The 21,680-nt window shown below is 62.8% G+C and carries 14 protein-coding genes and 8 pseudogenes; 14 read left to right on the top strand and 8 right to left on the bottom strand.

The annotated features are described in order from the left end of the window. Positions 1–303 precede the first annotated feature (303 nt). The 8 genes and pseudogenes from BVER_RS29815 to BVER_RS04430 form a co-directional block, all read left to right on the top strand. A pseudogene (locus BVER_RS29815) lies at positions 304–495 on the top strand (porin); the annotation flags it as partial. A gap of 239 nt (positions 496–734) precedes the next feature. Continuing rightward, positions 735–1,577 (top strand): AAA family ATPase, encoded by an 843-nt coding sequence (locus tag BVER_RS04460; RefSeq protein WP_050452251.1) that lies wholly within the window; start codon positions 735–737, stop codon positions 1,575–1,577. Positions 1,578–1,584: 7 nt separating this feature from the next. Then, positions 1,585–2,175, top strand: coding sequence for a GNAT family N-acetyltransferase (locus BVER_RS04455; RefSeq protein ID WP_050452250.1), 591 nt, complete (start codon positions 1,585–1,587; stop codon positions 2,173–2,175). Between the two features lie 28 nt (positions 2,176–2,203). Next, positions 2,204–3,383, top strand: a pseudogene (locus tag BVER_RS04450) (vWA domain-containing protein). Between the two features lie 34 nt (positions 3,384–3,417). Then, a pseudogene (locus BVER_RS04445) lies at positions 3,418–4,615 on the top strand (benzoate/H(+) symporter BenE family transporter). 85 nt (positions 4,616–4,700) lie between these two features. Then, entirely contained in the window at positions 4,701–4,949 is a 249-nt protein-coding gene (locus tag BVER_RS04440) for an energy transducer TonB family protein (protein WP_050452249.1), read from the top strand. A gap of 222 nt (positions 4,950–5,171) precedes the next feature. After that, the gene (gene tal, locus BVER_RS04435) at positions 5,172–6,125 is read left to right on the top strand and encodes a transaldolase (protein ID WP_050452248.1); all 954 of its coding nucleotides are present in this window, start codon (positions 5,172–5,174) and stop codon (positions 6,123–6,125) included. 215 nt (positions 6,126–6,340) lie between these two features. After that, on the top strand, positions 6,341–6,769 hold the full coding sequence (locus BVER_RS04430; protein WP_050452247.1) for a VOC family protein: 429 nt from the start codon (positions 6,341–6,343) through the stop codon (positions 6,767–6,769). Positions 6,770–6,796: 27 nt separating this feature from the next. On the opposite strand, the pseudogene BVER_RS04425 reads toward BVER_RS04430, so the two are convergent. From BVER_RS04425 to BVER_RS04400, 6 genes and pseudogenes are all read right to left on the bottom strand, one after another. Then, positions 6,797–7,901: pseudogene (locus tag BVER_RS04425) on the bottom strand (FUSC family protein). A 126-nt stretch (positions 7,902–8,027) separates the two neighbouring features. Beyond that, positions 8,028–9,569, bottom strand: a complete 1,542-nt coding sequence (gene mctP / locus BVER_RS04420) for a monocarboxylate uptake permease MctP (protein ID WP_050452246.1) — start codon at positions 9,567–9,569, stop codon at positions 8,028–8,030. Beyond that, the gene (locus BVER_RS04415) at positions 9,566–9,757 is read right to left on the bottom strand and encodes a DUF3311 domain-containing protein (protein ID WP_050452260.1); all 192 of its coding nucleotides are present in this window, start codon (positions 9,755–9,757) and stop codon (positions 9,566–9,568) included. The genes mctP and BVER_RS04415 overlap by 4 nt, the downstream gene beginning before the upstream one ends. A gap of 347 nt (positions 9,758–10,104) precedes the next feature. After that, the gene (locus BVER_RS04410; RefSeq protein ID WP_050452245.1) at positions 10,105–11,010 is read right to left on the bottom strand and encodes a class I SAM-dependent methyltransferase; all 906 of its coding nucleotides are present in this window, start codon (positions 11,008–11,010) and stop codon (positions 10,105–10,107) included. Then, on the bottom strand, positions 10,979–11,485 hold the full coding sequence (locus BVER_RS04405; protein ID WP_050452244.1) for a DNA-deoxyinosine glycosylase: 507 nt from the start codon (positions 11,483–11,485) through the stop codon (positions 10,979–10,981). Before BVER_RS04405 ends, BVER_RS04410 begins: the two co-directional genes overlap by 32 nt. Beyond that, a complete protein-coding gene (locus BVER_RS04400) occupies positions 11,482–12,123 on the bottom strand; it encodes a chorismate--pyruvate lyase family protein (protein ID WP_050452243.1) in 642 nt (213 codons plus the stop codon). Before BVER_RS04400 ends, BVER_RS04405 begins: the two co-directional genes overlap by 4 nt. Before the next feature lie 140 nt (positions 12,124–12,263). Between BVER_RS04400 and BVER_RS04395 the strand changes: the two genes are divergently transcribed. Further along, the gene (locus BVER_RS04395) at positions 12,264–12,521 is read left to right on the top strand and encodes a hypothetical protein (protein WP_050452242.1); all 258 of its coding nucleotides are present in this window, start codon (positions 12,264–12,266) and stop codon (positions 12,519–12,521) included. 61 nt (positions 12,522–12,582) lie between these two features. On the opposite strand, the gene htpG is transcribed toward BVER_RS04395, so the two are convergent. Beyond that, entirely contained in the window at positions 12,583–14,487 is a 1,905-nt protein-coding gene (gene htpG / locus BVER_RS04390) for a molecular chaperone HtpG (RefSeq protein WP_050452241.1), read from the bottom strand. Positions 14,488–15,197: 710 nt separating this feature from the next. Then, positions 15,198–16,655: pseudogene (locus BVER_RS04385) on the bottom strand (aminotransferase-like domain-containing protein); the annotation flags it as partial. Between the two features lie 155 nt (positions 16,656–16,810). Here BVER_RS04385 and BVER_RS04380 point away from each other — a divergent pair. The 5 genes and pseudogenes from BVER_RS04380 (at position 16,811) to BVER_RS04360 (ending at position 21,319) form a co-directional block, all read left to right on the top strand. Continuing rightward, positions 16,811–17,598 (top strand): annotated as a pseudogene (locus tag BVER_RS04380) (VOC family protein). 41 nt (positions 17,599–17,639) lie between these two features. Further along, a pseudogene (locus BVER_RS04375) lies at positions 17,640–18,566 on the top strand (DMT family transporter). A 100-nt stretch (positions 18,567–18,666) separates the two neighbouring features. Continuing rightward, complete coding sequence (locus tag BVER_RS04370; RefSeq protein WP_050452240.1) at positions 18,667–19,863, top strand: aminotransferase-like domain-containing protein; 1,197 nt, start codon at positions 18,667–18,669, stop codon at positions 19,861–19,863. A gap of 46 nt (positions 19,864–19,909) precedes the next feature. After that, entirely contained in the window at positions 19,910–20,371 is a 462-nt protein-coding gene (locus BVER_RS04365; RefSeq protein WP_050452239.1) for a RidA family protein, read from the top strand. A gap of 94 nt (positions 20,372–20,465) precedes the next feature. Further along, positions 20,466–21,319 (top strand): annotated as a pseudogene (locus BVER_RS04360) (PhzF family phenazine biosynthesis protein). Positions 21,320–21,680: the final 361 nt, after the last annotated feature.

Below are 21,680 nucleotides of genomic sequence, written 5' to 3'. Positions count from 1 at the left end.
GGCTTACCCGGAACAATGGACTCCAGTCGTCCCCATATCTCATCGGTCAGCAACATTCGACTCATCTTGATCGCTTACGCAAAAGATGAGATGTAAACACATTTCTTCAAATGTGAATAGAGCCTAGTGCTGTTGCACGCGCGACACAGCGCAAGGCGCGTGAAAGCACTGTCACATTTGTTTCTTTAGCGACCGCTACATTTCGCCCGTCGCTGTCACACGCCAACAGAGCGTGATACATCGCAGACACGCGTTGAACCACAACGACCGCACACCGCGAACCAACAACTCACGGAGCTTGTTTTGAAGAAGAATCTCTTGGCAACCGCCGCTCTCGCCGCTTTTGCCTCGCTCGCAGCAACGACCGCCCACGCTCAGAGCAGCGTCACCCTGTACGGCATCATCGATGCCGGTATCAGCTACGCCAACAACGCCGCCCGCACCGGGGGCAGCGATTCCTTCGTCAAGTACGACGACGGCGTGGCGCAAGGCAGCGTTTCCGCCTGCGACAATTCGTCCCTGCCCGGCGCGCACGGCCGCGTACGGAAATTGCACGCGCGCCCAGCCACCGCCCGCGCGATGGTCCGCAACGGCCGTCGCGCGCGTTCGAAAACCGCGTCCGGCACGGCCCCGACAGCCCGTCGACGGCGGCTCACACGATACCTGCCGCGCGGCTATCTCAAAAGGTCTTCTGACTTATACTGGGATTTTTTTCTCCGACCGGGATCTTCGTCATGCGTTTCGAAGGCTCATCGCAGTACGTTGCGACAGACGACCTCAAACTCGCGGTGAACGCCGCGATGACGCTTCAACGGCCGCTGCTGATCAAGGGCGAACCCGGCACCGGCAAGACCATGCTGGCGGAGGAAGTCGCTACCGCGCTGGGCATGCCGCTGCTGCAATGGCATATCAAGTCGACGACCAAGGCGCAGCAGGGTCTCTACGAGTACGACGCGGTCTCGCGCCTGCGCGATTCGCAACTCGGCGACGAGCGCGTGAAGGACATCCGCAATTACATCGTCAAGGGCGTGCTGTGGCAGGCCTTCGACTCGGATTCGCAGTCGGTGCTGCTGATCGACGAGATCGACAAGGCGGATATCGAATTCCCGAACGATCTGCTGCGCGAACTCGACCGCATGGAGTTCTATGTCTACGAGACGCGCGAGCTCGTGAAGGCGCGGCATCGGCCGCTGGTGATCATCACGTCGAATAACGAGAAGGAGTTGCCGGACGCGTTCCTGCGCCGCTGCTTCTTCCACTACATCAAGTTCCCGGATGCGCAGACGATGAAGGATATCGTCGAGGTGCATTTTCCGAACATCAAGCAGGACCTGCTCGCCGCCGCGATGCAGAGCTTCTTCGAATTGCGCAATGTGTCGGGCCTGAAGAAGAAGCCGTCGACGTCCGAACTGCTCGACTGGCTCAAGCTGCTGCTCGCCGAAGACATTCCGCCCGAAGCGCTGCGCTCCGACGATCAGAAGCAGATCATCCCGCCGCTGCACGGCGCGCTGCTGAAGAACGAGCAGGATGTCGCGCTGTTCGAACGGCTGCTGTTCATGAACCGCAATCATCGCTAGAAGACAAATGAGCCGCTGGATCGAACCCGTCACGCTGGAAGGCGAGCACGTCAGGCTCGTGCCTCTCACGCTCGAACACGAGCACGCCCTGAGCGCCACCGCCAGCGACGGCGAATTGTGGAAGCTTTGGTACACCTTCGTGCCCTCGCCCGAGGAAACGCGCGCCTATCTCGACACCGCGCTCGACATGCGCGATCGGCTGGGCGCGCAGCCGTTCACGGTGATCGACAAGAAGAGCGGCGAGATCGTCGGCTCGACGCGTTATTTCAATGTCGAAGAGGCGAATCGGCGGCTGGAAATCGGCCATACGTGGTATGCGAAGCGGGTGCAAAAAACCTCGCTCAATGCCGAAGCCAAGCTGCTGTTGCTCACGCACGCGTTCGAGCAACTGCACACGATCGCCGTCGAGTTCTGCACGCATTTCATGAATCACGCATCGCGCGCGGCGATTGCGCGGCTGGGCGCGAAACAGGACGGCATTCTGCGCAACAGCGGCATCAGCCGGAACGGCGCGTATCGCGATACGGTCGTGTTCTCGATCATCGAATCGGAATGGCCGGCGGTGCGTGCCAACCTGAAGTTCCGGCTCGACCGCTGAGCTACGAAAGCGTCAAGGAGACCGCGCCATGCTGATCGACTTTTTCTACTCGTTGCGCAACGCGAAGCTGCCCGTCTCCGTCAAGGAATATCTGACGCTGCTCGAAGCGCTCAAGGCGCAGGTCATCCAGCCGTCGCTGGACGAGTTCTACTTTCTCGCGCGCATGACGCTGGTCAAGGACGAGAAGTACTTCGACAAGTTCGATCGCACGTTCGGCGAGTACTTTCACGGCGTCACGCAGATTCCCGACCAGGCTTTCGAGGTCCCGCTCGACTGGCTCAAGAAGCGTCTGGAACGCGAGTTCTCGGCGGAAGAAAAGAAGCGTATCGAGGCGCTCGGCGGTCTCGACAAGCTGATGGAGCGCTTCAAGGAACTGATGGACGAGCGAAAGGCCGTCACGAAAGCGGCAACAAGTGGATCGGCACGGGCGGCACGTCGCCGTTCGGGCACGGCGGATATAACCCGGAAGGCTTTCGGATCGGCGGCGAGGCCTCGGGCAATCGCAGCGCCGTGAAAGTGTGGGATCAGCGCGCCTATGCCGACTACGACGATCAGGTGGAAATCGGCACGCGCAACATCAAGGTCGCGCTGCGGCGTCTGCGCCGTTTCGCGCGCGAAGGCGCGGCGGAAGAACTCGATCTGCCCGACACCATCCGCAGCACCGCCGCGAACGCCGGCTGGCTCGATCTCAAGATGGTGCCCGAGCGTCACAACAACGTGAAGGTGCTGATGCTGCTCGACGTGGGCGGCTCGATGGACGATCACATCAAGCGCGTCGAAGAGCTGTTCTCGGCAGCAAAGGCGGAATTCAAACATCTTGAGTTCTATTACTTCCACAACTGCGTGTACGACTATCTGTGGAAGAACAATTGCCGCCGCCACACCGAGCGCGCGTCGACCTTCGACGTGCGTGCTGCACAAGTTCACGCCCGACTACAAAGCTGATCTTCGTAGGCGACGCCACCATGAGCCCGTACGAAGTCCTGCAACCGGGCGGCTCCGTCGAGTACAACAATGCCGAAGCGGGCGCGGTCTGGCTGCGCCGCTTCGCCGATCAGTTTTCGCATCACGCGTGGCTCAATCCGGAGCCGGAGCGTTTGTGGGAATATCGCCAGTCGATCGCGGCGATTCGCAATATCCTCGGCAACCGGATGTACGGGCTGACGATGGCCGGTCTCGAAGCCGCGATGCGCGCCTTATCCAAGTAACACACAAGTAATACACGCAACACACACTCGAAAAATGAAAGCATCGCCTTCCGCGCCCGTCGTGCGCGCGCCCCTGCGTCCCTTCTCCGATACCTCCGTTTCCACGCTCGTCGCCGGTTTCGTCGCGATGATGACGGGCTACACCAGCTCGCTCGTGCTGATGTTTCAGGCCGGTCAGGCCGCGCACCTGAGCGACGCGCAGATTTCCTCGTGGATCTGGGCGCTCTCGATGGGCATGGCCTTGTGCACCATCGGTCTGTCGCTGCGATACCGCGCGCCGGTCGTGGTCGCGTGGTCGACGCCGGGCGCGGCGCTGCTGGTGTCGTCGCTGCCGAACGTGCCCTATTCCGATGCGATCGGCGCGTTCGTCATCTGCGCCGCGCTGCTGAGCGCCGTCGGCCTGACCGGCTGGTTCGACACGCTGATGAAGCGCGTGCCGTCGGGCATCGCGGCGGCGCTGCTGGCGGGCATTCTGTTCGAGATCGGCATCGAGATTTTTCATGCGACGGAACATCAGACCGCGCTCGTCATCGCGATGTTCTTCGTCTATCTGATCGGCAAGCGCTTCGTGCCGCGTTACGCGATTCCGGCAACGCTCGTCGCGGGCATCGCGCTGGCGGGCGCGCTCGGGCTGCTCGACTTTTCGCGCTTTCATGTCGCGCTCGCGCATCCCGTCTTCACGATGCCGACGTTCTCGGTGTCGGCGGCGATCAGCATCGGCGTGCCGCTGTTTATCGTCGCGGTGGCGTCGCAGAACGTGCCGGGCATCGCCGTGCTGCGCGCCGACGGCTACACCACGCCGTCCGCGCCGCTGATTTCGACCACCGGCATCGCCTCGCTGCTGCTCGCGCCGTTCGGCTCGCACGGCGTCAATCTCGCGGCGATCACGGCGGCCATCTGCATCGGACGCGAGACGCACGAAAATCGCGACAAGCGCTACACGGCGGCCGTGTGGTGCGGCGTGTTCTATCTGATCGCGGGCACCGACCATCGCGGCGCTGTTCGCGGCGTTTCCGAAAGCGCTGGTCGTGTCGGTCGCGGCGCTCGCGCTGTTCGGCTCGATCACGAGCGGGCTCGCCAACGCGATGGCCGACGTGCGTCAGCGTGAACCGGCGCTGGTGACGTTCATGGTGACGGCGTCGGGCCTGACTTTGTTGTCGATCGGCTCGGCATTCTGGGGACTGGTCGCGGGCGTTTTGACACATTTCGTCCTGAACGCGCGACGCGCCTGAGCGGGCGCTTGCGAGCCGCCTACAATGGAGAATTCGGCTGACCATTGCGCAGCCGATGCTTCATCCACGCTCTCGCCTCACCGTCATGGCCCTGATCGACAAACTGCTGGCGCGCGGCGCGCCGTCCGGCGCTGCCCAGAAACGCAAGACGATCGTTCGCGTCCTGCTCGACGATGCCGGCACCGTGCAGGACGTCGTTCTTAAAATGAGTTGCGGCGATCCGCAAAAAGACGCCCGCGCGCTCGAGGAAGTCCGCGCGATGCGCTTCCCGCGCGGCCAGATAGGCTCGGGCACGGTGCGCCGCTGGCACGAACTCGCCTACGCCGTCGACTGATCGGGAACGCCCGAGGAACGAGCAAGGAACGCAAGAACGCGCCGCCGGTCGAAATCTCGCGCGCAACGTGCACGCCGCAAGCGGGAATGCCGCGTGCAGGACTAAAATATCGATGTGAACTCAGGGCGCGCGCCGCGCGCGGGACATCGCCGCACGGCATCGCGATCATGGTTATCCGCGGGTTACCGCATTTGACAAGGCGCCACGCGCCGACGATACGACATGACATCCGCTCTCGACCAGCTCAAGCAATACACCACCGTCGTCGCCGATACGGGCGACTTCCAACAGTTCGTCGAATTCAAGCCGCAGGACGCGACGACCAATCCGTCGCTGGTTCTGAAGGCCGTGCAGAAGGACGACTACAAGCCGCTGCTCGAAAAGACCGTCAAGGAGCACAAGAATAAGCCGATGGGTCAGATCATCGACCATCTGCTGATTGCGTTCGGCACCGAAATTCTGAAGATCGTCCCGGGCCGCGTCTCGACCGAAGTCGACGCGCGTCTGTCGTTCGACACCAAGGCGTCGATCGACAAGGGCCGCGAAATCATCAAGCTGTACGAAGCCGCCGGCATGAACCGCGATCGCGTGCTGATCAAGCTGGCGTCGACCTGGGAAGGCATCCGCGCGGCCGAAGTGCTGCAGAAGGAAGGCATTCACTGCAACATGACGCTGCTGTTCTCGCTGGCGCAAGCCGTGGCCTGCGCCGAAGCGGGCGCGCAACTGATTTCGCCGTTCGTCGGCCGTATTTACGACTGGTATAAGAAGTCGGCGGGCGCGGAATGGGACGAAGTCAAGAACGGCGGCGCGAACGATTCGGGCGTGCAGTCGGTGCGCCGCATCTACGCGTACTACAAGAAGTTCGGCTACAAGACCGAGGTGATGGGCGCGAGCTTCCGCACTGTCAGCCAGATCACCGAACTGGCCGGCTGCGATCTGCTCACCATCAGCCCGGATCTGCTGAAGAAGCTCGCCGACAGCAACGACAAGGTCGATCGCAAGCTGTCGCCGGAAAGCGTGAAGAACGAGAACATCGAAAAGATCGCCATCGATGAATCGACCTTCCGCTTCCTCGTCAACGACGACGCGATGGCCACCGAAAAGCTCGCCGAAGGCATCCGCGCGTTCGCCGCGGACGCGATCAAGCTGGAAAAGCTGATCACTGCGCTGCAATAAGCTTGAGCGGCACAAGCATGAAAACGCGCGGCGAGTCCGCGCGTTTTTTATTGCGCCGATCACGCGAATAGCGAAAAATCGCGTCATTTCGCGCAGGAAACACTGTGTTTAGTCGTCTGAACACGTAATTTTCATGCTTTCAGAGCCGTCCGAGCATGGCCGTGCAATAGACTCCCAGCTATCGCGGAACGCCCGCCTTTGCTCGGAAGTCTGACATGCAGCTGGACACTTATTTGTTTTATCACGGCGATTGCGCCGACGCGCTCGCGCTCTATCAGGCCGCTTTCGGCGCGCAGATTCACACGCTGGTCCGCTTCCGCGATACGCCGGACGCCGCGAACGTCCCGCCCGAATGGCACGACAAGGTCATGCACGGCGTGTTCAGCGTCGGACCGAACGCGATCATGGTGTCGGACGGCCAATTCGGTCAGCCGCGCCGCGAATATTCGGGCTTCACGCTGTCCATCGCCGCGGACGATGCCGCATCCGGCGAACGCGTGTTCACTACGTTGAGCGATGGCGGCGACATTCTGACGCCGTGGCAATCCACGTTCTTCACGCAGGGCTTCGGCATGGTGAAAGATCGCTTCGGCGTGCCTTGGCTCATCAACGTCGTCCATCCGGAAGAAGCGGCGGCGGCTTAAGTCAATCGAAACGCCAGGCGCGCCGCGTCAGCCGTTGAGCGGCCGCGCGCCCTCTATATTCCACTGCCGCTCGATCTCCGACAGCCGCAGCCGCAAGCGCTCGACCTGTTTCGAGAATCGCATCGCGAGCCAGTGCATGCCTTGCGTCATCGTCGTATCGCCGTCGGCTTCCGCGCACGGTTCCGTCAACTGAAGCGGTGCATCGTTGCTTCGGTACAGCAGACTCACCCGGCCGAATCGCAGCGCACGCGCCATCCGCAGCAACTGCTGGCGCACCTGAAGCTCGCGCGGCGTGCAGGCAAGCGCGAAGTTGCGCGCGCTGCCGACTTCCGGCATCGAACTGGTCAGCATTTCGAGCGCCGCCAGAATCGCGCGATGCAGACGCTGAATCTCCTCCAGCCGCGCCAGCGGCACATCCGTTTCCTTGGCGACCGATTCCATCAGCGCACGCGATTGCACGAGCCTCTGGCTCATCGCGTAGAAACGGCGCGCGGTTTCCTCGGCGATCAGCGGCGAACCGTCGAGCAGCGCGCCGTAGAGCCGTGCACATTCGCGCAGATTGTCCGCGAGCCGGTAACGCCACGAATAGATCGCGTATTGCGGCAGCACGAACGAAAACGCCAGCGCGATCACGATGCCGATCAGCACGTTCGCCGTGCGCCACAAGCCGGTGCTGAAATCCAGATCGCCGTGACCCGAGACGATGACCATCGTGATCGCCGTCAACAGCGCCACGTAGCCCGCCTTGCCAATGGCGTAATACGCGCAGCCGCCCGCGATCACCGACATCAGCAGAAAGAACAGCCACGGCGCGCCGAAGATCGTCTGCACGAGGATGAGAAATAGTCCGAACCGCGCCGAGCATGGTGCCGATGGCCCGCTCCGCCGCCTTCTTGCGGATATTGCCGTAGTGCTGCAAACCGCCGACCACGACCAGCAGCGACACCGACGCCCATACGCCGTGCGGCAGGTTGATGCCCGACGTGACGATAAACGATGTCGCCATGCCGAGCGCCACGCGTATCGCGTGGATCAGATTCGCGTGCCGATAGCGGAAATACGGCGAGGCGAACGCGTGCAGAAGGCGCGCCACGCGGCCACGTCGGAGTGCGGAGGAAGTCGGGGAAAGCATCGTTCGCTCGCGTCTTGATCGCGTCCAGAAAGTCCCGCGCCGATGAAAAAAACGCCCGCAACGGCCGGAGGGCTGTTACGGGCGTTTTAGCAGCATTTCGCGAACCGCGTCGGGCGGCGGTCGAAATCAGCTTTCGACGACGTCCAGATAATCTTCCGGACGCGTGCGGTCTTCCGAGCGCTTGAGGCCCATCACGCGCACCAGCACGCTGACGACGATCGACACGACCAGATTGATGATCAGCGCCCACACGGCCGCGTAACCCGGCACCGAGTAGCCGAACAGGTTCACGGTAAAGATCGAACCCTTCAGTTGCAGCGATGCCGCCATCCACGTATCAGACGCGATACCGACCGCCCAGCCGATCAGCAGACCGCGATGATCCAGCACGCGCGTGTAGAGGCCGAGCACCAGCGCGGGCAGCGTCTGGATGATCCAGATCCCGCCGAGCAGTTGCAGCTGAATGGCGTAGGTCAGCGGCAGCGCGAGAATGAACACGACCGCGCCGACCTTCACGATCAGCGACACCAGCTTGGCAACGTTGGTCTCCTGCTCCGGCGTCATCGACGTATTGATGAACTCGCGATGCACGTTGCGCGTGTACAGATTCGCTGCCGCGATCGACATGATCGCCGCCGGAACCAGCGCGCCGATACCGATCGCCGCGAACGCCACGCCCACGAACCACGACGGGAAGAAGTGCAGGAACAGTGCCGGCACCGCGAAGTTCGCGCCGTAGGCCTTGAAGTACGACGCGTACTCCGGCATGTCCTTCACGCCCGAGGCGAGCGCCATGTAGCCGAGCAGCCCGAGCACCAGCGAATACGCCGGCAGCAGCGCCATGTTGCGGCGGATCGTGTTGCCCGAATTCGACGACAGAATCGCCGTGACCGAGTGCGGGTACAGGAACAGCGCCAGCGCCGAGCCGACCGCGAGCGTCGCGTACGCGCTGTAGCCGTTCAGGCTGGCGGTATCGGGTGCTTTCAGCAGCAGCTTGCCGCTTGGCACGACGCCGAAGATATGGCTGAAGCCGCCGAGCTGCGCCGGAATCACGATCATCGCGGCGATGATCGTGATGTAGATCAGCACGTCTTTCACGACGGCGATCATCGCGGGCGCGCGCAGGCCGGACGTGTAAGTGTACGCGGCCAGAATCGCGAACGCGATGATCAGCGGCAGATCGCCGAGCAGACCTTGCGTCGAGAAGCCGAGGGCGCCGATCACCACTTCGATGCCGACCAGTTGCAGCGCGATATACGGCATGGTCGCGACGATGCCCGTCACCGCGATCGCCAGCGCCAGCATGCGGCTGTTGTAGCGCGCATGCACGAAGTCGGCGGCGGTCACGTAGCCGTGACGCTTCGCGATGCTCCACAGCTTCGGGAACACGACGAACGCGAACGGATAGATCAGGATCGTATATGGCAGCGCGAAGAAGCCCGTCGCGCCCGCGCCGAACACGAGCGCCGGCAGCGCGACGAAGGTGTACGCCGTGTAGAGATCGCCGCCGATCAGGAACCACGTCACGATGGTGCCGAAGCGTCGTCCGCCGAGACCCCATTCGTCGAGCTGGCCGAGATCGCCTTTACGCCAGTGCGCGGCGATAAAGCCGAGAATCGTCACGCCGACGAAGAACAGCACGAAAACGAAGGTTGCGGTCATGTTCATCGCGCACCTCCGGCCTTGCGTGCCGAAGGCAGCGCCTTGGTCTTCTTATAGACGACCGCGGTGATGACCGCGCTGATCAGCACCCACAGCAACTGATACCAGTAGAAAAACGGAAAGCCCCACAGAACGGGCTCGATCTTGTTGTAAAACGGCACCCACACCACGCCGATCCAGGGAAGAATCAGCAGCCAAAGCCAAAGCCAAAGCCAATGCCAATGCCAATGCCAATGCCAATGCCAATGCCAATGCCAATGCCAATGCCAATGCCAATGCCAATGCCAATGCTTGTTGCGCGGTTGTCCAATGCCGGTCGCAGCTTCGTGAGCCATGAACGGTCTCCTCTCTTTGTTTTGAGCATTCGCTTTTGTCGATGCGGCCCGGCGGACGTGCCGGTGTCGGATGACATGCCGCTGAAAGCGCCCCGAAATAACAGAGGGAGTATATGGACCGAAAAAAGCCGGTCAATCAGGGGGAATCCCCAACATTCCCCTGATGTGAAAGGCTTATGTAATGCCGCGCGCCGTTCTGGTGCTTTTTAGATGGTGAAGGCGCCGGTCGTCGGCAGTCCGGCGCTTTGCGCGAGACCTTTGACCCACTTGCGCGCGGGCAGACCGAGTTGCGCTTCGATCAGCCTGGCGCGTTCGTTGAGCTTGTCGAACGAAATCTCGAGCGACGGACCCGCGAACGCCAGCACGATGCGATTGCCGTCGTGCACTTCCGGCAGCGCGATCACGCGACGATCGAAGGCTTCGTTGAGGTGACGCATATTGCGCACGAAGCTCGGATGATCGCCGAACAGGTTGATCGTGACGATGCCGGCTTCGGGCGTCAGACACGCGCGGCACGCGCGATAGAACGACACGCTGTCCAGCACCGGACCGCGCGCGGTGGCATCGTAGATATCGATCTGCAGCGCGCCGATACTGCCGTGATTGGTGCGATCGTTGACGAAGTCCCACGCATCGAGTTCGGTGACGGTGAGACGCGCGTCGTCGTAGGGCAGCTCGAACATCGCGCGCGCGGCGATCACGACTGCCGGATTCAACTCGACCGCCTCGACCTTCGCGCGCTTGAGAAAGCGATAGCAGAACTTCGTCAGCGCCGCCGCGCCCAGCCCGAGTTGCACGATGCGCTCGGGCGTTTCGACGAACAGCAGCCACGCCATCATCTGCTGCGCGTATTCGAGTTCGATGTGATCGGGCTTGCGGATCCGCATCGCGCCCTGAATCCATTCCGTGCCGAAATGCAGATAGCGCACGCCGCCCTCTTCCGAGAACGTCACGGGCGCGAAACGCGGCTTGCGCGGCGCGTCGATGCGCGGGGCGTTGGCGAGGTCGTCATCGTGCGCGTCGTTGCGGCGGTTGTGCTTGCAGTTCTGTTTGTCCTGCTTGCCGCGGAACGCGCGTGCTTCAGCCGATGCGCGCTTGATCAGATTCGTCATGAGTGAGGATGTCGCGCCAGACGCGCAGTTTTTGGTCGAACGAGAGGATAGCATTGGCCGCGCTCGACGACGGGAGGATGAGGGTGGCGTAGCCAGCGGCGGCGAGTACGGGCGCGAATTTGCCCGAAGTCTTGCCGTTGAAGCACACCTTGCGCAGCATCGGAAAGCGCGTGTGGAATGCAGCGAAATCGTTCGGCGATGCGTGGCGGATCGCGGTGTCGAGACTGCCTTCGCGCTCGCAGGCGGCGAGCACATCCCACAGGCCGATGCCGTGTTCCAACAGCCGTTCGATGCGAGCGTCGTAGGCCATTTCGTGCAACGGCTCGCCGATCGCCGCGCCGACCAGCCGCCAAAACTGATTTCGCGGATGCGCGTAATACTGCGTCGCCACGAGCGATGCCACGCCGGGAAAGCTGCCGAGAATAAGCGTATGCGTACGCGCATCGCCGATAGGCGGAAAGCCTGCGAGCTTCATTTCGCCTCGCCGCGCACGATGCGTTTCGCGTGCGACGCCAGATGATCGTACGCACGCGCGTGATCGCGATGATGCGTCCGCTCATCCGATGCGGCGAGCGTCGACCACAGCGCATCGAGCATGCATTCGGTGACCATCAGCGGCGCGCCGTGCCGCCTGAACACGGAGCGGCGCGCGACGAGCGCGTGCTTCGTATCGCCCTGACGCGCCGCCAGCCGATGCAGCGGATGCCGCGCCGTGACGCTGCGGCTCACCAGCACGGACCGCGACACACTGCTATCGCTGTAGAGCAGTTCGGCGAGGGGTCGCGTGCGCAGGCGGCGCATCGATTGCCAGATGCCCGTGCTGTGCGCGAGCGGCACGATGCTGTGCGCGACGACGAACGGCACATCGTCGACCTTCAACGCGACTTCGCGGACCCAGACCGGCGTGCGCGGCGCGATGCTGAGCGCGCGCCATTCGTCGCGCCACGGCCGATCGACGGCTTCGCGCGTGACCTCGACGGTGACGCGGCCGAGCGTGCGCAGATGCGCGGTGAGCGAGCCGCCGCGAGTGAGCCAGTCGGTGTGATGAGCGCCGAGCGACGGACGCGGCGCGATGCGCCAGTGTCGATCGACGCGAGCAGTGGAAATCGGCATGGCGTCGATTATAAGGACCAGCGCATGCTCAGGACGAATCGTATGGATCGCGCGCGTGCATCGGTGGAAACTTGACGGCCGGCCGTCAGGATGACATCCGCCGGACGCGAGGCCGCCGGCACTTATCGAGGGCACACCGAATGTCGGACAACAAGAAACAGACATCGAAAAAAGTCGCGCATCTCGCAGCGGAATCGCTGCACGATCCGAAGGCGTCGGCCATCAAGAAGAAGCTGGCCGGTTCCGCGCTGTCGCAGTCGCATACCAGCAAGCAAACGGGCGCGCATATGGAACACGTCGCGGGCGAAGTACTTCACAGCACGAAGTATTCGAAGGAAACCAAGGAGCTCGCCGCGTCGGTACTGGCGCAATCCACCAAGGACCGCAAGCCCAAATAAAAAACGCGCCGCCGGTTCCCCGGCGGCGCGTTCTTGCTTCATCGCATCGAACGTCGAACGATCAGCGCGTCAGCAACAGCGCATTCGTGCGCTTCACGAAGCTCGCCGGATCGTCCAGTTGGCCACCTTCGGCCAGCATCGCCTGATCGAACAGCAGATGGCACCAGTCGCCGAAATTCGCGGCGTCCGGATTCAGGCCCTTGACCAGCGGATGCTCCGGATTCACTTCGAGAATCGGCTCCGCTTGCGGCGCCTTCTGTCCCGCCGCCTTCAGCATGCGTTGCAGATAGCCGCTCATGTCGCCTTCGTCGGCGACGAGGCAGCTCGGCGAATCGGTCAGGCGGAAGGTCAGGCGCACGTCCTTGGCCTTGCCTTCGAGCGCTTCCTTCATCTTCTCGACCAGCGGCTTCAGTTCCTCGCCGACCTTTTCCTGCTGCTGCTTTTCTTCGTCGTTGAGCGAACCGAGATCCAGATCGCCGCGCGCGACGCTAGCCAGCGGCTTGCCGTCGAAATCGTTCAGGAACGACAGCATCCATTCGTCGACGCGATCCGTCAGCAGCAGCACTTCGACGCCCTTCTTGCGGAACACTTCGAGATGCGGGCTGTTCTTCGCGGCCAGCCAGTTGTCGGCGGTCACGTAGTAGATCTTCGACTGCTCGGGCTTCATGCGCGACACGTAATCCGCAAGCGACACGGTCTGCTCGTCGCTGTCGTTATGCGTCGAGGCAAAGCGCACCAGCTTGGCGATCCGCTCGCGATTGCCGAAGTCCTCGCCGATGCCTTCCTTCAGCACCTGACCGAACTCGTTCCAGAACGTTTGATACTTCTGCTTGTCGGCGTCTTCCATCGCTTCGGCGGAAGTCGTCGCGATGTCTTCGAGCATCGACAGCACGCGCTTGGTCACGCCTTCGCGGATCGCCTTCACATCGCGGCTTTCCTGCAAAATTTCGCGCGATACGTTGAGCGGCAAGTCCGCCGAATCCACCACGCCCTTCACGAAGCGCAGATACGCCGGCAGCAGTTGCTCGGCATCGTCCATGATGAAGACGCGCTTCACATACAGCTTCAGCCCGCCGCGATGCTCGCGATTCCACAGATCGAACGGCGCATGCTTCGGCACATACAGCAACTGCGTGTACTCGCTGCGGCCTTCCACCCGGTTATGCGTCCACGAAAGCGGTTCGTCGTGATCGTGCGAAATGTGCTGGTAGAACTGCTTGTACTGCTCGTCCGTGATGTCGTTCTTCGGCCGCGTCCACAGCGCGCTCGCCTGATTGACGGTCTCGTCTTCGTCCTTTTCGACCATCGCGCTCTTCTCGGCGTCCCATTCTTCCTTCTTCATCAGAATGGGCAGCGCGACGTGATCCGAATACTTCTGGATGATCGACTTGAGCTTGTGCGACGACAGCAGATCGTCTTCATCGGCACGCAGATGCAGCGTGATGGTCGTGCCGCGTTGCGCGCGCTCGATTTCCTCGATGTCGAAATCGCCCTCGCCCGCGCTGGTCCAGCGCACGCCCGCGCTCGCCGGCAGTCCCGCGCGACGCGTTTCCACCGTGATCTTGTCGGCGACGATAAAGCCCGAGTAGAAGCCCACGCCGAACTGGCCGATGAGCGCGGCGTCCTTCTGCTGGTCGCCGGAGAGCTTCGAGAAGAATTCCTTGGTGCCCGAACGCGCGATGGTGCCGAGGTGCGAAATCGCCTCGTCGCGGCTCATGCCGATGCCGTTGTCGTCGATGGTGACGGTGCGCGCGTCTTTATCGAACGAGACGCGGATACGCAGTTCCGGATCGTTCTCGTACAGCGCGCTGTTTTCGATGGCTTCGAAGCGCAGCTTGTCGGCGGCATCCGATGCGTTCGAAACGAGTTCGCGCAGGAAAATTTCCTTGTTGCTGTACAGCGAGTGAATCATCAGTTGCAGAAGTTGCTTCACTTCTGCCTGGAAGCTCATGGTTTCTTGCGCCATGTCGGGTCCTCTCTTCGATTGCGTTGATGCGGAATGTGAAATACGTGCTGGCCCGTCCCGGCCAATTCGTGCGATGTATGGGCAGTTTCGGTGCTTTCAAGGGGCGCATGTTCCGTCGCCGATCCATTAGCATGCGCTTTTTGGAAAGACGATTCGACGTCATGCTCTTTCGTACGAAACATCCGGCCCGCCCGCTGACATCGGGAGAAACGTCGCTCGCGCGGCTCGTATTCGGCGATGCGATCGATTACTCGACCGTGCGCGTGCATCCGCGCGGCTATCTGCCGTTCGGCCTGCAGCCGCGCCATATCGCGATGGCGCCGAACGGCAGCCTCTATTTTCCACGCGCCTGCTTTCGCGACGATTTCTCCCGCTGCGACATCGTCAATCGGATGTGGTTCATCCACGAAATGACGCATGTCTGGCAGTTCCAGCTCGGCTATCCGGTGCGGCTGCGCGGCGCGATCCGCATCGGGTTGGATTACGGCTACATGCTGCGTCCCGGCAGCCGTCTGGCCGATTTCAACATGGAAGCGCAAGGCAATCTGCTGGCGGATTACTTCGCGCTCAAATTCTGCGATGGCCAAAGCCGGATCTACGAACGCCGTTACCGCGACGAACCGGACGCGCTCGCGCTCTACGAAACCGTACTCGCCGATTTCATCGCCGCGCCGTCCGCGCGATCGCACTTGCCGCGCCGCTTGCGCCCAAGCTGAACGCCGCGCCGCGCGATCCAGATGCCCGGCCAGCATCGCGGGCAGCGCCGGATCGCCGCAATTGGCGACGTTGAAGCGCATCCACGTCGTCGGCGACTGATGCGGCGAAAACAGGCTGCCGGGCGTCAACAGAAAGCCCGCTTCGTGGCCGGCAGCCGCGAGACCATCGGAATCGACGCCCGCGTCCGCCCACAGGAACATGCCCGCCGACGGCGGAATAAACAGCTTGAGGCCGGTCTTCTCCAGCATCCGCGCGGTCTTGTCGCGCACGCCGTCGAGCCGTGCGCGCAGCCGTTCGACGTGTCGACGGTAATGCCCTTCCGTCAGCACTTTATAGACGACGCGTTCGTTGAGTTCGGGGCTCGTCATGCCGACCAGCATCTTCTGATCGGCGATCGCCTTGGCCACATCGGGCGACGCCGCGATAAAACCCACGCGCAGGTTCGCCGCCAGCGTCTTCGAAAAGCTGCCGAGGAAAATCACGCGCTTGAGTTGATCGAGCGAGGCGAGCCGCGTCGCCTGAAAATTGGTCGGGCACAGATCGCCGTACACATCGTCTTCCACGACGATAAAGTCGTACTGCTGCGCCAGTTGCAGGATGCGATACGCCTGCGCCGCCGTCAGCGACGTGCCGGTCGGATTCTGCAGCACCGAATTGATGATGAGCATCTTCGGCCGCCAGGTCGCGACCAGCGTTTCGAGCGCATCGAGATCGGGGCCGTCCGGGCGTGTACGGCATGCCGATCAGCCGCGCGCCCTGCGACGCGAAGCGCCCGAACATCTGGAACCACGCGGGATCGCCGGTGATCACGGCATCGCCCGGTTTGACGTAGAGGCGCGCGATCAGGTCGATCGCCTGCGTGATGCCCGAAGTCAGCACGATCTGCTGCGCGGTCGCGCCGATCTCCAGTTCCGCGAGGCGCGTCTGCAATTGCTGACGCAGCGGCAGAAAACCCTGCGGTGTGCCGAAGCCGAGCATTTGCGCGCCGGACAGACGGCTCATCAGCGCAGCGCGTTGGTAATCAGTTCGTCGTCCAGCCAGCGGCCGGGCAGATAGCCCAAGCCGGGGCCTTTCTCCGGACTCGTCGTATGCAGCATGTTGCGCAGCAGCCAGACCACGTCGATGGCGCTTTCGACCGGCTCGCGCTCCACCGCCACCGCAGGCGGCGCGCCGTTGGCGACCAGCGTCAGCGTGGTCCGCTCGCGCACGTAGAAACCGGAACCGCGTCGCGAATCGAGATAACCGTGCGCGACCAGCCGCTCGTAAGCCTCGACGACGGTGAAGCGCGACACGCCCTTGTCCAGCGCGAGTTTGCGGATCGACGGCATGCGCATGCCGGGCCGAAACACGCGTTCGTCGATGCGACGCCTGCCCCATTGCACCAGCTGATCGACCAGCGTCAGTTGCGCGGCGTCGTGCGGGGCGGGAATCTGATCGAGCGGAACGGACATGGCGAGCCTCCGGTGTTCGGTCGAAACGGTGGAACTGTACCGAATAGTATTGGCCCGATTGTACCGTTACTGTCATGGTGATAGGGGATACATTCTCCTTTCGGACCGGCGGCCAGCGGTTATGCTAGCGGCCCGTGATTACTCAACGCATCGCCATGAACGCTCCCTCGCTGAAACTCGATCATCTGGTGATCGCCGCCGCCACGCTGGAAGAAGGCGCGCGCTTTATCGCGACGAAATTCGGGGTCGAATTCACGGTCGGTTCGGCGGCGGGCGGCGCGCATCCGTCGATGCGCACGCACAACCGCCTGCTGAGCCTGTCGGGCGGCGCGTATCTGGAAATCATCGCGATCGATCCGGCGGCCGCGCGCGTCGATGCGCCGCGTGCGCGCCTGTTCGCCCTCGACGATCCGGCGATGCAGCGCCGCCTCGACGCCGATGGCCCGCAACTCGTCCACTGGGTCGCGCGGGTGGATCGGCCGAAGTCGCTTGCGCGCTGGCGCGAGCAGTATCCGGCGCGCATTGCGCCGGTCGTGCCGATGTCGCGTGGCGGCATACGTGGAACCTGACCGTTCCCGACGACGGCGCGTTTCCCGCCTGGCAAGGCGCGGGCGATGGCGTCGCGCCGTCGCTGATTCAGTGGGACACCGCGCGCCTTCCGGGCGATACGCTGCTGCCATCGGGTATCGCGCTGCGCTCACTGACGGGCTTTCATCCGGACGCGGGCGCTATCGCCGATCAGCTCGCGTGGCTGGGCGCATCGCATCTGATGCGCGTCGAGACGACGGCTGGCGCGCCGGCGCTGGTCGCGGAGTTCGAATTGCCGGATCGCGGCATCGTCACGCTCGGCGAGGCGGCGGAATGGGTCGAATCCGCGCAACAAACAGTAGCGAAGCCTCGGCGCAACAAAGATCACGCATCACCGACGAACACCGAAAGCTGACGCAACCGCGTCGGCCGCACAAAGCAAGGAGACATCGCACGATGAGAACCCGCGAAACCGAAGGCATGCTGCTCGGCCTGATCGGCGTCGTCATTTTCAGTCTGACGCTGCCGATGACGCGCATCGTCGTGCAGGAAGTGCATCCGCTGCTGAACGGCCTCGGGCGCGCGCTCGTCGCAGCGATTCCCGCCGCCGCGCTGCTGCTCTGGCGACGCGAAAAGCTGCCGACCTGGCCGCAAGTCAAGAGCCTCGCCGTGGTGTCGCTTGGCGTGATCATCGCGTTTCCGGTGTTTTCCGCCTGGGCGATGAAAACCGTGCCCGCCTCGCATGGCGCGGTGGTCAACGGGCTGCAACCGCTGTGCGTCGCGATCTACGCGGCGTGGCTGTCGCACGAACGGCCGTCGAAGGCGTTCTGGGCGAGCGCGATCGCGGGCAGCGTGATCGTCGTCGCGTTCGCGCTGCAAACGGGCGGCGGCCTGCAGGCGGGCGATCTGCTGATGCTCGTGGCGGTCGGCATCGGCGCGCTCGGCTACGCGGAAGGCGCGCGGCTGGCGCGGCAGATCGGCGGCTAGCAGGTGATCTGCTGGGCGCTCGTGGTGTCCGCGCCGTTTCTGCTGCTGCCGGTCGGCTGGCTGGCGTGGGCGCATCACGCGGCGCATCCCGAACCGCTGCAATTGCGCACCTGGCTCGCGTTCGGTTACGTCACGCTGTTCTCGCAGTTCATCGGCTTTTTCGCGTGGTACGCGGGTCTCGCGATAGGCGGCATCGCGCGCGTCGGACAGGTTCAGCTTTTGCAAATTTTCTTCACGATGGCCTTTTCCGCGCTGTTCTTCGGCGAGCATGTTTCCGCATCGACGTGGATTTATGCGGCAGCGGTGATCGTCACCGTGATCGCCGGAAGAAAGGCCGCCGTGCGTCCCGCGCCCGCCGCTTCGGCACTCGCGGCACAGCCAAACAGCGCACGCTGAGCCCACACGCGCGATAATCGAGCCTTTCCGCAGCATCGAAAGACAGCAGCACCACCCAAGCAACCGCACTTCCGACACTTCAAAGCGACCGAGGCATCACATGAATCAAGCCGATCTCCGCGCCACGCCGTGGCAACTCTCCGAACGCGCCCGCAAGCTCACCAGCTCGGCGATTCGGGAAATCCTCAAAGTTACGGAGCGGCCGGAAGTCATTTCCTTCGCGGGCGGACTGCCCTCGCCGGCGACTTTCCCCGTCGAGGAAATGCGGCATGCATCGGAGCGCATCCTGCGCGATCAGCCGTCGGCTGCGCTCCAGTACAGCGCGACCGAAGGCTTCATGCCGCTGCGCGAATGGGTCGCCGCGCGCTATTCGATGGGCGGCGCGCAGATTCGTCCGACGCAGGTGCTGATCACGACCGGCTCGCAGCAGGCGCTCGATCTGCTCGGCAAGACGCTGGTCGATCCGAACAGCCGCGTGCTGGTAGAAACGCCGACCTATCTCGGCGCGCTGCAATCCTTCTCGCTGTTCGAGCCGCATTACGTGCAAGTGCCGACCGACGAACACGGCCTGATTCCCGAAGCGCTCGACGCCACGCTGACCGCCGACGCGCGTCTGCTCTACGCGCAGCCGAATTTCCAGAACCCGACCGGCCGACGCCTGCCGCTGGAACGCCGCCGCGCGCTCGCCACGCTGGCGCAGACCGCCGCGTTCCCGATCATCGAAGACGATCCCTACGGCGCGCTCGATTACGCCGGCGCGCCGCTGTCCACGATGCTTTCGATGGCGCCGGATCACATCGTCCATCTCGGTTCGTTCTCGAAAGTGCTTGCGCCGGGTCTGCGCGTGGGTTACATCATCGCGCCCGAGGAATTGCACTTCAAACTCGTGCAGGCCAAGCAGGCGACCGACCTGCATACGCCGAGCCTCACGCAGCGCATCGTCTACGAAGTGGTGAAGGACGGTTTCCTCGACGGTCACGTGCCTAAAATCCGCGCGCTGTATCGTGACCAATGCGAAGCCATGCTCGATGCATTGCAACGCCACATGCCCGCCGGCGTCGAATGGAACCGTCCGGAAGGCGGCATGTTCGTGTGGGTCAGGCTGCCGAAGCATATCGATTCGATGAAACTGCTGGAACGCTCGATCGAGCAGAACGTGGCCTTCGTGCCGGGCGGTCCGTTCTTCGCGAACGAAGCCGAGCACAATACGATGCGTCTGTCCTTCGTCACGGTGCCGCCCGCGACCATCGACGAAGGCATGGCCAAGCTCGGCGCGCTGATCCGCGCAAGCCTCTGATCATTGGGCGCGCGAGCGCCCTTCCACCTCATTCTCAGGAGCAACGATGGCATCGAACGTGTACGACAAGCTGAAGGAACTCGGCATCGAACTGCCCGCCGCGAGCGCGCCCGCCGCCGCTTATGTCATGAGCGCGCAGAGCAGCAACACGGTGTATCTGTCCGGACATATCGCGAAGAAGGACGGCAAGCCGTACGTCGGCAAGCTCGGCGACACGCTCTCGACCGAGGAAGGCCAGGCCGCCGCGCGCAATGTCGCCATCGATCTGATCGCGACGCTGCACGCGCACGTCGGCGATCTGAACCGCGTGAAGCGCGTCGTCAAGCTGATGAGCCTCGTCAACTCGACCTTCGATTTCACCGAGCAGCACATCGTCACCAACGGCGCGTCGGAACTGATCGCGGCCGTGTTCGGCGATGCCGGCAAGCATGCGCGCTCGGCTTTCGGCGTCGCGCAGATTCCGCTTGGCGCGTGCGTCGAGATCGAACTGATCGCCGAAGTCGACTGAAACGACGTTTCATCTTTTGCTTGAAGCCGGCCCGACGCCATCAAGCGTCGGGCTTTTTTGTCACTACGATTTTCGCATCGACAGTGGAAACGCCATGTCATCCCGAACCGTGCAACGCGTTGTGCAATTTAAACAAGTCGATGTTTTTACGTCCGTGCCGTTCAAGGGCAATCCGCTCGCGGTGATCTTCGATGCCGAAGGTCTCACCACCGAACGCATGCAGCAAATCGCGCGATGGACCAATCTTTCCGAAACGGCGTTTCTGTTTCCGCCGACCGATCAGCGCGCGGACTATCGCGTGCGCATCTTCACGACGGCCGTCGAACTGCCCTTCGCGGGACATCCGACGCTCGGCTCCGCGCACGCGCTGATCGATGCCGGCTACACGCTGAAGACTAAAGGCCGGCTCGTGCAGGAATGCGGCGTCGGTCTGGTCACGCTCGAAGAACAGGACGACGGAGCATGGGCGTTTGCCGCGCCGCCCGCGCGCATCGCCGCGCTCGATGAAAACCAGCGCGAACGGTTGAAGGCAGCGCTCGCGCCGACGGTAATCGATTTCAGTTCGCCGCCTTGCATGGTGGACAACGGCGTGCCGTGGCTGATCGTCCGTCTGAACGATGCGCGCGAATGTCTCGACTTCGTGCTGCGTGGCGAGGCGCTTACGCGGCTGACGACTGAAGTGCATACGCATGGCATCGTCGTGTACGGTCCGCATGACGAAGACGGTCCCGCAACCTTCGAATTGCGCGCGATGCTGCTCGGCGACGAAAACCTCGAAGACCCCGTGACGGGCAGCGCGAACGCCGCGCTTGCCACACTGCTCACGCAACAACGCAACAACACAACCGTCCGGGCGATACCTACACCGTCCGGCAAGGCACCGCGCTCGATCGCGACGGCCGCGTGAAGGTCGTCTACGACGACGCAGCCGATAAGCCTGCCATCTAAATAGGCGGTCATGCGGTGACGGTCATCGACGGAACTTTTCGCTTGTGAAACAATGACCTGTCTGAATTTATCGGGCTTGGGAAAATTGCGTATACCCCGAGCCTCCACCCTTTCTTAATCAGGCGGGCTTCAGTACTATCTGACCAATAGAGCAATCAACGGGTCGAGATGACAGCGCGGCGCTTCCTTGCCTACGAAGCGCTTGCGCCATCATGCAAACACAAAGCAAACACAACGCAAACGTATTCTCGCAACGAAGCGTGACCCGCGTATCGACGGTCATCGCCTGCTTCGTGCGCGGCGCGTTTCCTGCCGCACCGCCATCGCGTGCCGCGCACTTCATAGTGATTCGTTTCGGCCG

Origin of the sequence: Candidatus Burkholderia verschuerenii (genome assembly GCF_001189365.1) — a bacterium.
Lineage (GTDB): Bacteria > Pseudomonadota > Gammaproteobacteria > Burkholderiales > Burkholderiaceae > Caballeronia > Caballeronia verschuerenii.
Note: the sequence above shows the minus strand (reverse complement) of the source record. Positions and strands in the feature narration are given on the sequence as shown.